This window comes from Streptomyces sp. NPDC051976 (assembly GCF_040680795.1).
Classification (GTDB): Bacteria; Actinomycetota; Actinomycetes; order Streptomycetales; family Streptomycetaceae; genus Actinacidiphila.
Genome location: NZ_JBFAXL010000031.1, coordinates 24,343 through 40,039, shown reverse-complemented (window position 1 = coordinate 40,039; position 15,697 = coordinate 24,343). Strand labels below are relative to the sequence as shown.

Annotated in this window: 13 protein-coding genes; 6 read left to right on the top strand and 7 right to left on the bottom strand. The window is 71.4% G+C overall.

Going from position 1 to position 15,697, the window contains the following annotated elements:
- The first annotated feature begins 8 nt into the window (after positions 1–8).
- The 6 genes from AB0M29_RS27045 (at position 9) to AB0M29_RS27020 (ending at position 6,574) form a co-directional block, all read left to right on the top strand.
- Complete coding sequence (locus AB0M29_RS27045) at positions 9–968, top strand: phytanoyl-CoA dioxygenase family protein (RefSeq protein WP_365387040.1); 960 nt, start codon at positions 9–11, stop codon at positions 966–968.
- Positions 965–1,981: a thiamine pyrophosphate-dependent dehydrogenase E1 component subunit alpha gene (locus AB0M29_RS27040; protein WP_365387037.1), complete on the top strand. Its 1,017-nt coding sequence runs from the start codon at positions 965–967 to the stop codon at positions 1,979–1,981. The genes AB0M29_RS27045 and AB0M29_RS27040 overlap by 4 nt, the downstream gene beginning before the upstream one ends.
- A complete protein-coding gene (locus tag AB0M29_RS27035) occupies positions 1,978–2,940 on the top strand; it encodes a transketolase C-terminal domain-containing protein (protein ID WP_365387035.1) in 963 nt (320 codons plus the stop codon). The genes AB0M29_RS27040 and AB0M29_RS27035 overlap by 4 nt, the downstream gene beginning before the upstream one ends.
- A gap of 159 nt (positions 2,941–3,099) precedes the next feature.
- A complete protein-coding gene (locus AB0M29_RS27030; RefSeq protein WP_365387033.1) occupies positions 3,100–4,782 on the top strand; it encodes an FAD-dependent oxidoreductase in 1,683 nt (560 codons plus the stop codon).
- Positions 4,779–6,227 (top strand): ATP-binding protein, encoded by a 1,449-nt coding sequence (locus AB0M29_RS27025; RefSeq protein WP_365387030.1) that lies wholly within the window; start codon positions 4,779–4,781, stop codon positions 6,225–6,227. The genes AB0M29_RS27030 and AB0M29_RS27025 overlap by 4 nt, the downstream gene beginning before the upstream one ends.
- On the top strand, positions 6,224–6,574 hold the full coding sequence (locus tag AB0M29_RS27020) for a UBP-type zinc finger domain-containing protein (protein WP_365387028.1): 351 nt from the start codon (positions 6,224–6,226) through the stop codon (positions 6,572–6,574). Before AB0M29_RS27025 ends, AB0M29_RS27020 begins: the two co-directional genes overlap by 4 nt.
- Positions 6,575–6,661: 87 nt before the next feature.
- On the opposite strand, the gene AB0M29_RS27015 is transcribed toward AB0M29_RS27020, so the two are convergent.
- From AB0M29_RS27015 to AB0M29_RS26985, 7 genes are all read right to left on the bottom strand, one after another.
- Positions 6,662–8,881 (bottom strand): NADP-dependent isocitrate dehydrogenase, encoded by a 2,220-nt coding sequence (locus tag AB0M29_RS27015; RefSeq protein WP_365387026.1) that lies wholly within the window; start codon positions 8,879–8,881, stop codon positions 6,662–6,664.
- A 149-nt stretch (positions 8,882–9,030) separates the two neighbouring features.
- Entirely contained in the window at positions 9,031–9,969 is a 939-nt protein-coding gene (locus AB0M29_RS27010; protein ID WP_365387023.1) for a hypothetical protein, read from the bottom strand.
- A 43-nt stretch (positions 9,970–10,012) separates the two neighbouring features.
- Positions 10,013–10,984 (bottom strand): SCO2521 family protein, encoded by a 972-nt coding sequence (locus AB0M29_RS27005; protein WP_365387021.1) that lies wholly within the window; start codon positions 10,982–10,984, stop codon positions 10,013–10,015.
- 1 nt (position 10,985) lies between these two features.
- Entirely contained in the window at positions 10,986–11,975 is a 990-nt protein-coding gene (locus AB0M29_RS27000; RefSeq protein ID WP_365387019.1) for an SCO2522 family protein, read from the bottom strand.
- Complete coding sequence (locus tag AB0M29_RS26995; RefSeq protein WP_365387016.1) at positions 11,972–12,889, bottom strand: SCO2523 family variant P-loop protein; 918 nt, start codon at positions 12,887–12,889, stop codon at positions 11,972–11,974. The genes AB0M29_RS27000 and AB0M29_RS26995 overlap by 4 nt, the downstream gene beginning before the upstream one ends.
- A gap of 3 nt (positions 12,890–12,892) precedes the next feature.
- The gene (locus AB0M29_RS26990) at positions 12,893–14,737 is read right to left on the bottom strand and encodes an SCO2524 family protein (RefSeq protein WP_365387013.1); all 1,845 of its coding nucleotides are present in this window, start codon (positions 14,735–14,737) and stop codon (positions 12,893–12,895) included.
- A gap of 130 nt (positions 14,738–14,867) precedes the next feature.
- Entirely contained in the window at positions 14,868–15,668 is an 801-nt protein-coding gene (locus AB0M29_RS26985; RefSeq protein ID WP_365387011.1) for an SCO2525 family SAM-dependent methyltransferase, read from the bottom strand.
- Between the last annotated feature and the right edge of the window lie 29 nt (positions 15,669–15,697).

The following is a 15,697-nucleotide window of genomic DNA, read 5'->3' as shown; positions in this document are numbered from 1 at the left end:
GACCCCGTATGACCACGACGACCGGCTCACCCACCCCGGATACGACGACCATTCCCGCAGCCGACGACCGCTTCGTCCTCGGCGCGCACGAGACCGCCGCGCTGCCCACCGCGCGGGACGCGCTCGACTACGCGGAACACGGCTGGTTCCTGTCCGGGCGGATCTTCTCCGACGCCGAACTGGACGCGCTCCAGGAGGCGGCCGAGCGCTACTACGCGGGCCACCGCGACCGCGAACTCCCGGTCAGGCCACGCCATCTGGCGTCCTGGCGGCCCGCCGACGGCCCGGTCCAGCGCCACAACGACTACGTGCACTACGAGAGCGACGCGATCGGCGCGCTGCTGCGCAAACCGCTACTGGGCGCGGTCGCCGCCGGGCTTGCCCAGGTGCCGGAGATCCGGGTCTTCCAGGCGACGCTCATCCACAAGCCGCCGGTGCCGGAGGAGCCGAGCAACGTGGTGCCCTGGCACTTCGACAAGCACTACTGGCAGACGTCGACCTCGCAGCGGATGCTCACCGCCTTCATCCCCTTCCACGACTGCACGGTGGAGATGGGCACCATCACGATGGTGGACGGCAGCCACCGCTGGGAGGAGCGGCCCGGAGGTGATGACTCGACCCGGCACTTCGCCGCCCGCGACCCCCGCGAGCTCGACCAACTGCTCGCCGCCAACGCGGAGTTCAACGGCGCCGAGGTGCGCAGGGTGTCGGTGGAGATCCCCCGCGGGGCGGTGAGCTTCCACCACTGCCGTACGTACCACGGCAGCGGCCCGAACCTGTCGGACCGGCCGCGCCGGGCGGTGTCGCTGCACCTCCAGGACGGTGCGAACCGGTACCGCCGCTATCCGAAGCCGGACGGCACACCGGTGGTCTACAACCACGACGAGGTGGTGCGCCGTACCGCGGACGGTGTGCCCGACTACGCGGACCCTGAGTTCTGCCCGGTGCTGTGGCGGGAGCCGCGGTGAGCGAGCCCGAGGCACCCCGCACGTCGCCCACACCGGATCGGGCACCGGAGTTGGGCACGCCCGAGGGCGCGTACCGGATGATGCGGCTGATCCGGGAGTTCGAGACGCTCGCGCTCGACTGGGTGCGGGCCGGGGAGATCCCCGGCGGGGTGCACCCGTACATCGGCCAGGAGGCGGTGGCGGTCGGGGTGTGCGGCGCGCTGGCCCCCGGCGACCAGCTCACCAGCACCCACCGGGGCCACGGCCATGTGCTGGCCAAGGGCGCCGACCCGGCGCGGCTGCTGGCCGAACTCGCCGGGCGCGAGGGCGGTCTCAACCGCGGCCGCGGCGGGTCGATGCACGCCGCCGACCTGTCGCTCGGGGTGCTCGGCGCCAACGGCATGGTCGGCGCGGGCGCCGCCATCGCCGTGGGCGCCGCGTGGGCGGCCGCGCGGCTGGGCCGGTCCACCGTCGTCGTGGCGTTCTTCGGCGACGGCGCGCTCAACCAGGGCGTGCTGCTGGAGGCGTTGAACCTGGCGTCGGTACGGCGGGCGCCCGTCGTCTTCGTCTGCGAGAACAACGGGTACGCCACCACGCTGCCCGCCACCGCGGGGATCGGCGGCAGCGCGCTCGGCCGGGCGGCGGCCTTCGGGGTGCCCGCGGTCACGGTCGACGGCATGGACGTCGACGCGGTGCGGCAGGCGGCCGGTGAGGCGGTGGCACGGGCCAGGGCCGGGCGGGGGCCGGGCTTCCTGGAGTGCCTGACTTACCGGTTCGAGGGCCATCACACGATGGAGAACCGGCTGCGGCTCGGCTACCGCTCCGCGGAGGAGGTGGCGCTGTGGCGGGCGCGGGACCCGCTGGAGCGGCTGCGCCCGCGCGTTGCCGCGGCTGACCGAATCGACGCCGAGGTGGCGGAGCGGCTGCGGGCGGCGGCCGACTGGGCGCTGGCGTCACCGCGCCCCGAACCGGCGGGCGCCGGCGACTGGTTGTACGCCGACGGTCCGCTGCCACGGCCGGGGGTGCCCGCGTGACGTGGCTGTCGTACACCAAGGCGCTGAACCGGGCGCTCGGCGACAGCATGGCGGCCGACGACCGGGTGTGCGTGCTCGGCGAGGACGTCGGCGCGGGGCTGGCCGGACCGACGCTGGGCCTCCAGGGCAGGTTCGGCGCGGACCGGGTGCTCGACATGCCGCTGTCGGAGCAGGCGTTCACCTCCTTCGCGATCGGCGCCTCGCTGGCCGGGATGCGTCCGGTGGTGGAGTTCCAGATCCCGTCCCTGCTGTTCCTGGTGTTCGAGCAGATCGTCAACCAGGCCCACAAGTTCCGGCTGATGACGGGGGGTCAGGTCCGGGTGCCGGTGACCTTCCTGGTGCCGGGCTCCGGTTCGCGGGCCGGGTGGGCGGGGCAGCACTCCGACCACCCGTACAGCCTGTTCGTGCACAGCGGAGTGAAGACCGTGGTGCCGTCGATGCCGGCCGACGCGTACGGGCTGCTGCACGCCGCGATCGCCGACGACGACCCGGTGGTGGTGTTCGCCCCGGCCGGGGCGATGGGGATACGCGAGGACCTCACCGGCCCGCTGCCGCCGGTGCCGCTGGGTTCGGCGCGGCGGCATCTGCCGGGCACCGATGTGACGGTGGTGGCCGTGGGCCATCTGGTCGGCGAAGCCCTCGCGGTGGCACGGGAGTTGGCCGACGAGGTCTCCGTGGAGGTGCTCGACCCGCGCACCCTGTACCCGTTCGACTGGGACGCGCTGCGCGAGTCGCTGGGCCGCACCGGCCGCCTGGTGGTCTACGACGACGCCAACCGCGGCTGCGGCTTCGCCGCCGAGCTGCTGGCGGTCGCCGCCGAGGAGTCCCGGCTGCTCGCCCCGCCGCTGCGGGTGACCCGGCCCGACGGCGCGGTGCTGCCGTTCGCCCCGGCGCTCGACCGGGAGATGCAGCCGCGGCCGGAGCAGTTGCGGGAGGCGCTACGGTCCGTCGTCAAATGACCCCGTGTCGTGGTCGGGACCGGCCCCCGGGCGTGGCCCCCTCGGCACCTGACCGGCACAGCGGGCCGCCCGCAGGTCGGGACTGCGGTGCGGCAGTGCGGTACCTACGATGGGGAGTGCCGTTGATCGGCACCGAGGTTTCGCACGAATGGGGGCAGCATGCTGGGGACAGAACCCGGCGGCGCGGCACGGACAGTGATCGTGACCGTCGACGACGACCCGGCGGTGTCGCGGGCGGTCGCCCGCGACCTGCGGCGGCGGTACGGCGAGTCGCACCGGATCGTGCGCGCGGAGACCGGTGAGTCGGCGCTCGACGCGCTGCGCGAGATCCGGCTGCGCGGCGACCATGTGGCGGTGATCCTGGCCGACTACCGGATGCCCGCGATGAACGGCATCGAGTTCCTCGAACGGGCCATGGACGTCTACCCGACGGCCCGGCGGGTGCTGCTGACCGCGTACGCCGACACCGGCGCGGCCATCGACGCGATCAACGTGGTGGATCTCGACCACTACCTGCTCAAGCCGTGGGACCCGCCGGAGGAGAAGCTGTACCCGGTGGTGGACAGCCTGCTGGAGGCGTGGAAGGCGTCCGACCACCGGCCGGTGCGGGAGACCAAGGTCGTCGGGCACCGCTGGTCGGCGCGCTCGTCGGGGGCCAGGGAGTTCCTGGCCCGCAACCAGGTGCCGTACCGCTGGTTCGCCGCCGACGAGCCGGAGGGGCAGGGACTGCTGGCCGCCGCGGAGGAGGACGGGCTGCAGCTCCCGGTGGTGATCACCCCGGACGGCAAGGTGCTGGTGGAACCGTCCGACCAGGACCTGGCCAGCAGCGTGGGGCTCGCCACCACGCCCTCGGAGCGGTTCTACGACCTGGTCGTCATCGGCGGCGGCCCCGCCGGTCTCGGCGCGGCCGTCTACGGCGCCTCCGAGGGGCTGCGGACCGTCCTGGTGGAGCGGACGGCGACCGGCGGGCAGGCCGGGCAGAGCTCACGGATCGAGAACTACCTGGGCTTCCCCGACGGGGTCTCCGGCGGGCAGCTCACCGACCGGGCGCACCGCCAGGCGACCAGGTTCGGCGCCGAGATCCTCACCGCCTGCGAGGTCACCGGCCTCGACGTCAACGGCTCGTCGCGGACCGTACGGTTCTCCGACGGCACCGACGTCTCCGCGCACACCGTGATCCTGGCGACGGGCGTGTCCTACCGGCAGCTCGACGCGCCCGGGGTGGCGGAGCTGACCGGCCGCGGGGTGTTCTACGGGTCCGCGCTGACCGAGGCCGCGGGCTGCGCGGGCCAGGACGTCTACATCGTGGGCGGCGCGAACTCCGCCGGGCAGGCCGCGGTCTACCTGGCCAGGGGCGCGAAGTCGGTGACGATCCTGGTGCGCGGTTCCTCGCTGACCGCCTCGATGTCGCACTATCTGATCCAGCAGGTCGAGGGCACCCCGGCGATCACCGTGCGGACCTGCACCGAGGTGGTCGAGGCGCACGGCGAGGACCACCTGGAGAAGATCACACTGCGTGACACCACGACCGGTGCGACGGAGGTGGTCGACGCCCAGTGGCTGTTCGTGTTCATCGGCGCGGCGCCCCTGACGGACTGGCTGGAAGGTGTGGTGCAGCGCGACACGCGCGGGTTCGTGGTGACCGGCCCCGACCTGGCGGCGCCCGGCGAACTGCCCGCGGGCTGGCCGCTGGACCGGCCGCCGTACCACCTGGAGACCAGCGTCCCCGGCGTGTTCGTGGCCGGTGACGCGCGGGCCGAGTCCGCCAAGCGGGTCGCCTCCGCGGTGGGCGAGGGCGCCATGGCCGTCATGCTCGTCCACCGATACCTGGAGCGGCTATGAGCACGGAGACGATCCTGTGCAGCGTCGACGAGCTGCGCACCCTGTTCCTGTTCGAGAAGCTGACCGACGAGCAGCTCGCCTGGCTGTGCCGCGAGGGCCGGGTCCAGATGTTCGAGCCGGGCTACGTCTACCGCGAGGGCGACCCGGCCACCTGCTTCTACGTGCTGCTGGAGGGCACCGTGGTGCTCTCGCGGCGGGTCGGCGCGGACGACGTGGAGGTGAACCGGACCTCCGACCGCGGGGTGTACTCGGGCGCCTTCCAGTCGTATCTGGGCGACCGGGTGCCGCAGGTCTACAACAGCTCGCTGCGGGTCCCGGTGGCGTCGCGGTTCTTCGTGCTGTCGTCGGAGGCGTTCGCGCAGCTCATGCGGGAGTGGTTCCCGATGGCCGTGCACATGCTGGAGGGGCTGTTCTTCGGCAGCCAGAACGCCAAGCAGGTGATCGGCCAGCGCGAGCGGCTGCTGGCGCTGGGCTCGCTGTCGGCCGGCCTCACCCACGAGCTGAACAATCCGGCGGCGGCGGCGCTGCGGGCGACCTCGACGCTGCGCGAGCGGGTCGCGGGAATGCGGCACAAGCTGGGCAAGATCGCCGGTGGCCCGCACGAGCGGGCCGAGCTCGAAGCGCTGATGGAGCTGCAGGAGCAGGCGGTCGAGCAGGCGGCGAAGGCCGAGCCGCTCAGCCCGCTGGAGACCTCCGACCGGGAGGACGCGGTCACCGACTGGATGGACGACCACGGTGTCACCCGCGGCTGGGAGCTGGCGTCGACCTTCGTCCAGTCCGGGCTCGACGCGAGCTGGCTGGACCGGGTGGAGGCGGTGGCCGCCCCGGCGAACCTGGACGGGGCGCTGCGGTGGCTGGGCTACACCCTGGAGACCGAGCTGCTGATGAACGAGATCCAGGACTCCACCACCCGGATCTCGGCGCTGGTCGGCGCGGCCCGGCAGTATTCGCAGCTCGACCGGGCGCCGTACCAGGTGACGGACATCCACGAGCTGCTGGAGAGCACCCTGCAGATGCTCGCCGGGAAGATCGGGCCCGGTGTCACCGTGGTCAAGGACTTCGACCGGTCGCTGCCGAGGATCCCCGGCTATCCGGGCGAGCTGAACCAGGTGTGGACCAACCTGATCGACAACGCGGTGTCGGCGATGGAGGGCACCGGCACCCTCACCGTACGGACCGGTCTCGACCGCGACCAGCTGCTGGTCGAGTTCGGCGACACCGGTCCCGGCATCGCGCCGGAGATCCGTGACCGGATCTTCGAGCCGTTCTTCACCACCAAGGCGGTCGGCGAGGGCACCGGCCTCGGCCTCGACATCTCCTGGCGGATCGTGGTCAACAAGCACCACGGTGACCTCCGGGTGGAGTCGGTGCCGGGAGACACCCGGTTCCGGGTCCGGCTGCCGCTGACCGCCCCGCAACCCGACACCGAGCAGGAGCCGTCATGACCACCACACCCGAGATCGACCCCGCCGCGCTGCCCAGCGGCACCGGCTGCGCGGAATGCGAGGAACTGGCGGGCTGGTGGCTGCATCTGCGCAGGTGCACGCAGTGCGGGCACATCGGCTGCTGCGACTCCTCGCCCGCCCAGCACGCCAGGGGGCACGCGGCGGCGACCGGGCATCCGATCATGACCAGTTTCGAGCCGGGCGAGAACTGGCTCTGGGACTTCCGCTCCGAGGAGTACGCCGAGACCGACGTGGAGCTGAGCCCGCCGCACCACCACCCGGAGAGCCAGCCGGTGCCCGGCCCCGCCGAGCGCCTCCCGGCCGACTGGCGCAACCACCTGCACTGACACACCGCGGCACCCCGCACACGACGAAGGTCCCCCGTACCGCTGCCGGGCGGTACGGGGGACCTTCGTGTGACGCGGTGGCGCTCGTCAGCCGAGGGTCGCGAGGGCCTCGTTGAGCGTCTTCGACGGGCGCATGACGGCCGCGGCCTTGGCGACCACCGGCTGGTAGTAGCCGCCGATGTCGGTGGGCGAGCCCTGGACCGCGATCAGCTCGTCGACGATGGTCGACTCCTGCTCGGCCAGCGTCTTGGCCAGGTCCGCGAACGCCCCGGCGAGCTGCGCGTCCTCGGTCTGCCCGGCCAGCTCCTGGGCCCAGTAGAGGGCCAGGTAGAAGTGGCTGCCGCGGTTGTCGATCCCGCCGAGGCGGCGGCTGGGCGACTTGTCCTCGTTGAGGAAGGTGCCGGTCGCCCGGTCCAGGGTGTCGGCGAGGACCTGGGCCCGCGCGTTGCCCGTGGTCTGCGCCAGGTGCTCGAAGCTGACCGCCAGCGCGAGGAACTCGCCGAGGCTGTCCCAGCGCAGGTAGTTCTCCTTGAGGAGCTGCTGCACGTGCTTGGGCGCGGAGCCGCCGGCGCCCGTCTCGAACAGGCCGCCGCCGTGGATCAGCGGGACCACCGAGAGCATCTTGGCGCTGGTGCCCAGCTCCAGGATCGGGAACAGGTCGGTCAGGTAGTCGCGCAGCACGTTGCCCGTGACCGAGATGGTGTTCTCACCGCGGCGGATGCGCTCCAGCGAGAACGCGGTCGCCTGCTCGGGCGTCATGATCTCGATCCGCAGCCCGTCGGTGTCGTGCTCGGGCAGGTACGCCCGCACCTTCTCGATCAGGTTGGCGTCGTGGGCGCGGCCCTCGTCGAGCCAGAAGACGGCCGGGTCGCCGGTGGCGCGGGCGCGGCTGACGGCGAGCTTGACCCAGTCGCGGATCGGCACGTCCTTGGTCTGGCACATCCGGAACACGTCACCGGCGGCGACCGGCTGCTCCAGTACGGCCACACCCGCGGCGTCCAGGACGCGGACGGTGCCGGTGGCCGGGATCTCGAAGGTCTTGTCGTGGCTGCCGTACTCCTCGGCCGCCTGCGCCATCAGGCCGACGTTCGGCACCGAGCCCATGGTGGCCGGGTCGAAGGCGCCGTGGGCGCGGCAGTCGTCGATGACGACCTGGTAGACGCCCGCGTAGCTGCTGTCGGGGATGACGGCCAGGGTGTCGGCCTCCGCGCCGTCCGGGCCCCACATGTGGCCCGAGGTGCGGATCATCGCGGGCATGGAGGCGTCGACGATGACGTCGCTGGGCACGTGCAGGTTGGTGATGCCGCGGTCGGAGTCGACCATGGCCAGCGCCGGGCCGTCGGCCAGCTCGGCGTCGAAGGACGCCTTGATCTCGGCGCCCTCGGGCAGCGACTCCAGGCCCTTGAGGATGCCGCCGAGGCCGTCGTTGGGGCTCAGGCCCGCGGCGGCCAGCACCTGGCCGTACTGGGCGAAGGTCTGCGGGAAGAAGGCGCGGACCACGTGGCCGAAGATGATCGGGTCGGAGACCTTCATCATCGTGGCCTTGAGGTGCACCGAGAACAGCACGCCCTCGGCCTTGGCGCGGGCGACCTGGGCGGAGAAGAAGGTGCGCAGCGCGGCGACCCGCATGACGGAGGCGTCCACGACCTCACCGGCGAGCACCGGCACGCTCTCGCGCAGCACGGTGGTGGTGCCGTCGGCGGCGGCCAGCTCGATCCGCAGCGAGCCGTCCTGCGCGATGACCGCGGACTGCTCGGTGGAGCGGAAGTCGTCGGCGGTCATGTGCGCGACGTTGGTCTTGGAGTCGGCCGACCACACGCCCATGCGGTGCGGGTGCGCCTTGGCGTAGTTCTTGACGGAGGCGGGGGCACGCCGGTCGGAGTTGCCCTCGCGGAGCACCGGGTTGACGGCGCTGCCCTTGACCTTGTCGTAGCGGGCGCGGACGTCGCGGTCCTCGTCGGACTTCGGGTCGTCCGGGTAGTCCGGCAGCGCGTAGCCCTGCGCCTGCAGCTCGGCGATCGCGGCCTTGAGCTGCGGGATCGAGGCCGAGATGTTCGGCAGCTTGATGATGTTGGCCCCGGGGGTCTTGGCGAGCTCGCCCAGCTCGGCGAGGGCGTCGTCGATCCGCTGGCCCTCCTCGAGACGCTCGGGGAAGCTGGCGATGATGCGCCCGGCCAGGGAGATGTCCCGCGTCTCCACACGGACACCCGCCGTCGAGGCGTACGCCTGGATCACTGGCAGGAACGAATACGTCGCCAGGGCCGGGGCCTCGTCGGTGTGCGTATAGATGATGGTCGAGTCAGTCACCGGTACTCCCGCTTCACGTCTACAACGTCTCGACATCAAGATATCTCGTGACGGCCCCTCCCGGACACCTGGCCCCGCACGGATCCGCTATGTCGCACGCCACAGACGCGCCGGCCCGCGGCGCGTCGGGTACCGCTCCCGGGCGGGGACTACTCCCCCGCCTCCCACAGCGCCTTGAACCGCTGCACCCGCTTGGAGACGCGGTCGGCGCGCAGGTCCATGATCGTCTTGGTGTTGACGCCCCGCAGGTCGGAGCCGACCTCGTACGACAGCGAGCCGTCGAAGACGATGAAGTCGTTCGTCTCGTCCATCCTGTCGATCGGCGACAGCTCGGACAGCGCGACGGTGCGGACCTCGATGCCCAGGCTCTGCTGGTCGTCGCAGAGCTGCTCCAGGTCGGCGCCGCTCTCCTCGCGGGACTCCACGATGAACAGCCGCCGGATCCGGACGTTGCGCCCCGTGATGGCGTCGCGCTGTGCCCGCAGATAGCGCTGGCCGAGTTCGCTGGGCCAGAAGTCGCGGTCCACGGAGGTGCTGGTGGCGTCGATGGTGAGGTCGGCGCACTGGGTGAGGGTCACGATCCAGTCGTGGTCCTCGCCCTCGTAGTCGACCAGTTCCTGGTTGAGGTTCTCCATCAGGGTGGTGAGCCTGCTGATCTCCTCCCGCGCGAAGGACTGCATCAGGGTGGGGGCGCTGGACCCGACCTGGGTCGCGCTGCGGATCAGCCGGGTGACGCCGTCGGGCGGCAGCGCCGAGCGGTCCACCAGACCGAAGAGCTCGGTGACCTCGTTGATCCGGGCGAAGCCGCGGGCGACGAGTTCCTTCATCTCGCCGTTGTGCACGTACAGGCTGCTCTCCACCGCCTCCAGCCGCCGCTCGAAGTCGACCATGTACTGCACGATGAGCGCCGCGCCGCCGAGGAAGATGGAGACGGTCAGCTTCCATAACTCGGGTTGGTTGGCGATGTTGGTCACCAGATAGCTGGCCGCCCCGACCAGGGACGTGACCAGCATCTTGAGCAGGACTGGCGCGATCCCGGTCGGCTGGGTGTCGCCTACGGCGACGCGCGCTGTTGTCGATCCGTCCATTGCTTCGTCTCCCCCTGGTGGGATCGGGCGGGTGCCGGGCCGCTCACCGGTCGGGCGGGACCGCGCGCGGCAGGTCGATGGCCTGCAGTGCCAGTTGGTCCCTGATGCGCTGGACCATGGTCCGCCACTGCCGGGTGAAGCCTGGTTCCCCCTCCAGCACCTCCCACAGCGGTCCCAGGGTCCGGTCCACACGTGCTTGCGGCATCCACAGGTGCAGCAGGTGGTCGACGGCGGGGCGCAGTGCCGCCACCGCGTCGCGTCCGTCGGCGGAGCCCAGTCCGCTGCGCCCGATCATCCGCAGCAGCGCGGTGAGCAGCCAGTCGTGCAGGGCGAGGTCCTCGCAGAGCCCCGCGGCGGCCTCCGGCGCAGTCTGCTGCGGCAGCCGCAGCTCCACGGTCCGCAGGCCGTCCTCGGCGAGCGTGAAGCGGGTCAGCGACGGCCCGTCGCCGTCGAGGGCCCGTAACGCCGCCCAGCGCAGCCGCGTCGGCTGGGACTTGAACGGGGGCCGCCGGTCGAGCAGCGGGTTCCGTGCCACCGCGCCGAGCAGCCGCTCGGCGATCGCCCCGAGGTCCAGCTCGCCGGGCTGCCTGCTCCCGTACAGGAAGCCGCGGGCCACGTCCTCGTCGGGCAGCTTCCCGAAGGGCTCGACCACGCCCGGCCGCAGCAGGTAGTGGCCCCAGGGCTGGCGCTGGTCCGGGCCCGCGGCGGGGGCCTGGAAGTGGGCACCCGCCTGGATCATCCGGCCCTCGGTGAGGGCGGCGCGCGCGGTGACCGTGCCGACCGCGCGGACCTTGCTGCCGGACGCGGTCGTCAGCCGGCAGTCCACGCCGGTGAGCACGTCGGGCGACAGGGCGTACGGGTTGGGCCGCTCGGAGAGCCTGACCCGCTCGTCGGCGCGCAGCCTGAGCAGGTCGGCGGCCATCCGGTGCGGCAGGGCCTGCGAGTGCTGCAGCAGCCAGGTCCGCACCTCGCCGCAGGCGAGCACGGGCTCCGTCGCGCCGTCGGGGACCGTCATCTCAGGGCGCCTCGTAGAAGGAGTACGTGGCGCGGTCGGGGATGTCGCCGGGGACCGGCAGGCCCTCGGCCCGGGAGCGCTCGGCGATCTGCCGCAGCGCCGCCGCGTCGGCCTCGAAGTGCGCCAGCACGACACCGACGGCGTGCTCGACGGACAGGAAGCGGGCCGGGAGCACCGAGCGAGTGCGGTAGGCGGCGAACGGCGCGGCGGTGGGGTCGAGTTGCAGCAGCGGCGGCAGGGCGGCCCAGTCGCGCGGGAAGCCGTCGCCGGACCAGGGCGTGGGGCGCAGTACGGCTTCGCCGGCGTGCCGCAGCAGCCCCAGCCGGGCCAACTGCCAGACGGCGGCGAGGAAGGCGCACGACCAGGTGCGGCTGCCGTCGTCGGCCTCGTCCCACATCTCGACGTCCAGGAACACGGAGTGGCGCCGGGCCGCGGTCTCGGCGGGCGGGCGCCAGGACGCCACGTTGGCCATCGCCTCCAGGCTCTCCAGACCGGGGGTGCGCTCGCCGTTGGTGAGCCAGCCGGTGTCCTTCGCGGGTGGCCGGGAGCCGTCGCTGCCGGGGTGCGGTGACTCCACCAGCCGGTGCAGTACGGCGTCGGCGAGCGCGATGCCGTCGGCGGTCGCGCAGGCCGACTCGCGGGCCAGGTAGTCGATGGCCAGCCCGGCGCGTTCGGCCTCGGCCAGCAGCATCGGGATCAGCTCGGCGGGGGACGACAGCCGGGTGAAGTAGTCGTCGATGAGGAAGCAGGTGCTGATCCGCGGGGCGCCGCGCCCCGCCGCGGCCGCCGCCGCCCGTGCCGCGTCCGCCCAGGGCCGTACCTGGGCGAAGTGCCGGTGCAGCCGCTCGGGGCCCGCCTCGAAGTCCTCCATGTACAAGTGGCCGAGTTCGAGGGAGAGATGGGCGAGCGGTACGGCCTGGGTGCGGGGTTCCGCGGTGGTCTCCCGGAACACCGTGCCGGTCCCGGCACCGCCGGGCGCGGTGTCCGTCATGCCATCCCCCACGCCTCGTCGTCGGTGAGCCGCAGGGCGAGGTCCTCGAACGCCTGCCGGGTCTCCAGGTTGGCGATCCGGCTGGCGAGCACGTCCTCGTCGGTGATCAGCTGCTCGCGCCACTGCAGTACGGGCTCCAGCGGGACCGCGCCCAGCATCCTGGAGAACCCCACGTTGAGGTCGGCGGCCAGCGCGTTGAGGTCCTGGTCGCACTTGGCCATCCAGGCGGACTGCGCGAGCGGCACCTGCGACCACAGCGGCGACTCGGGATCGGGCACGGCGGCGCGGACGAAGCGGATGCACGCCTCCAGCCGCTCCTCGTCGTGGCCGCGGGCCACGCCGCCCGCGATGATGCCGCGCATGCCGTAGACCAGCCCCGCGGCGGCGATCACATGCTGACGGGTCCAGCGGTGGTAGACCAGCCAGCGGGCGTCGACACCGCTCAACTCGGGGCGCGAGGTGGCCTCCAACGCCATGTCGACCGCGTAGCTGCGGCCCGCGCTGAGGTCGACCACCACCAGGTCGAACTCGCCGTTGAGCCGCAGGAAGAGGTCGACACAGCGGTTCACCGTCTCCTTGCCGACCGGGAACTCACCGCCGCTGCGGTCACCGGGCAGCAGCACCAGGCTGCCGGAACCGGTCGGCCGGTGGCGCAGCACCTCGTGCTCGGTCTCGCCCCAGACGTCCATCCGTACCGGCTCGGTCGTCTTGCCCTTGAGGTAGGTGTGCAGCCCGCCCTGCTCGATACCGCGCAGCGCGCTCGGTACGTCGAAGACCGCGGCGGCGGTGGGCGAGCCGAAGTCGAAGTCCAGGTAGCAGACGTCGTCCCCGGTCAGCGCCCTGCGGTAGGCGACGTTGGCGCTGGTGACCGAGCGCCCGGTGCCTCCTTTGTCGGAGGCGGCGAAGACGAGCACCGTTCACACTCCCCTGGTGGCGGTGTGCCTGGCCAGGGCCAGGGTGTCGAGTTCGCCGAGCACTTCCATGGTGAGGGCGACGGCGGTGCCCGGCTGGTTGTCCAGGATGAGCCTGGCGCGCCGCAGTTTGATCTCGACGCCCTTGAGGGCGATGCCGCGCGATCCCTCGGTGTGGGAGGTGGGTTCGAGCTGTTCGTTGCCGAGCAGGTGCGTCGCCTCGCTGAGCAGCGCGGAGGCCAGGATGGCGAGTTCGGTGCTGCGGATGGGCGACTGGGTGTAGAGCTGACGGGCGGCGACCATGCACTCGGTGACGCGCTCGGTGATGCTCCACGACAGCGGGCCCGGTGGTCCCAGCTTGGTCTCGGGGTACACCGCCTCGACGTTGTCCCACAGTCCCACGCCTTCGCCGCCGCGGTTCCTGCGTTTCCACACATGGTCGAAGATCTGCTCGGCGAGGCGTAACAGCCGGTCGTGCGAGGAGATGTTGCGGGACAGCGTGCACAGCTGGATGCTCCGCTTGAGCAGCTGCGCGGAGAAGTCGTTCATCGTCCACACCAGCTGCGGGCCCAGGGTGTCGCTGCCCTGCAGCGGCATCCTGACGCCGGGGCTGTGCAGTTCGACGGCGGTGTCGGTCAGGGTCATCCGGCTGGTGATGCGGCCGCGCTCCGCCAGCCGTTCCATGATGCTGACGGTCCTGGTGAGGTCGTCGTCGGTGGCGCGGCGGCGTACCAGGTCGTGCACGAGGATGGAGGCCACCGAGAGCGAGAAGTACTCGGACTCCAGCCGCTGGCCCGTGGTCCGCCAGGGGATGTCCTCCAGCGGCCAGCTCCCGTCGCCGAACCGGGCGATGCCCGACCAGTACTGCTGGGTGATCTCCCAGCGCAGTCGCAGCGCCTCCGCCAGCCGCTGCTGCTCGGCGTTGAGCAGACCGAGGGTCAGGGTGCGGTCGGAGAAGAGGTCCTGGATGCCGTCGAGGGCGACCACGGTGAAGTACAGGTACGGGATGGCCTTGGCGAACCCGTCGGGCTGCGGGCCGATCGGCTCGCTGGTCTCGACCGGCGGCGCGTCCTTGACCAGGCTCCACGCCCAGCCGCACTCGAAGAGCTGGTTGTCGTCCTTGAGGCGGTCGGCGATGTCGACGCCGAGGGTGAAGCTCTCGCTGATCGTGGCGCGCAGCGCCTTGAAGCGGCGCTGGAACTGCTGCAGCACGATCCGGTCGGAGACCTGGCCCTGGCCGAGGAGCTTGCAGAGCGTACGCCCCTGGGCCTCGTCGGCGTCGAAGACGTTGACGGTGAAGGAGCGCAGCAGGCTCACCATGGCGGCGGTCAGCCGGGACTCGGTGGCGGTGCGCAGCTCGTCGATCAGCGCCCGCACCTCACCGCGGCGGGTCTTGCCCTCGTAGATCTTGAGGAAGCCGAGGGTGGCCAGCGACAGGGTGATCGACATCGAGAAACTGTCGACGACGCCGAGGTCCCGCTGCGCCTGGGTGGGTTCCAGTTCGGGGTCCCGGGCGCTGAAGTAGTAACCGCCCGCGAAACTCGGGCGCTTGTCGTCCGTGGTGTGGTTCCGCATGAATTCGACAAGGGCGTTGACGAGCTTTCCGGGGATCTCCGGGCGCCCGCCGACCTCTTTCAGCGCGGTGTGCACATCGCGTTCCGTGGTGTCCGGGTCGTCCAGCCGGAAGGCCGGGATTTCGGTGGCCGGATACATGATGCAGAGCAGGCGTTCCGCGTCCGCGACACTGCTTCGCCCGCCCCATTCCCCCCATTGCCATTCGCCGTCCTCGAAGGAGTGGCGCGCGATTGCCTGCCAGACGTCCAGCAAGTGCTGGCGCGGCTTGATCTGCATCCCCCATACCCCTCGCTCAGACGCTCCCCGGGGCGAGCCGGGGAGCGATCCGGTTTTCACTTTTCCGTGCTGTTGTCGTGGTCTGGCTGATTTCGGTCTGCTGTTCTCGGTCGGCTGATTTCCAGCGGTGTTATTCGGAGCCGCGGATTCCGCAGGCCACGATCATGCCTTCGTAGCCGGGCCTGAGCGCCTCGCCCGGCATGCCGATCGGGGTGATGGCGATCTCGCCGCGCGCGAAGGGGCGCAGGCTGTGGTGCACCTCGGTCTCGGTGACGCTGCACGCCGGGAAGAAGTGGTTGCCGACCTTGTAGCCGAGCGACCCCTCCATGAAGGCGGCGGCGAAGGGCGCACCGGGCTCCAGTGCCCCCATGAAGCGCTCCACGCCTGCCGCGAACTCCGTGTGGGAGGTCGACATCGACTCGGCGACGAAGAACATGGTGCCCATCGACCACCGCCCGCGATGGCGTGCGTGGCCGAGGTCGAAGAGGTCGCCCTCCTCGACCCCGACGATGTCCTTGAAGCGCTCCCGGGGCGACTTGACGCTGCGGTAGGAATCGTCTTCGCACAGCACGTCCCAGAACTGGTCCCAGTGCTGGTCGTAGGAGATACGCTGGCCGAGAAGGTAGTCGGCGTTGGCGGCGGAACGCTCGAAAAGGGTGATCTCTCCGCACCAGGGAAGCATCGAGAGCGCCGGGTAGAGATTGGCACCGGCGCCTACGTCGATTCCCCTCGCGGGGCGTTCCGGTTGGCCCTTGAAATGATCACTGAAATGATCTCGGACGATCTTCAGGATCTGCTCGTCGTCCATGCGCAGCAGGCGGTAGTTGTGATCAATATAGGCGGCGGGGTCGAAGGCATCCCACGCGACCTCCGCATTCAGTTGAGCACCGACGTCAGTGCCGACGTGAGCGCCGGGCGATCTCAGATCCATTGTCCAATGGTAGTGCAGAGTGACCGTCC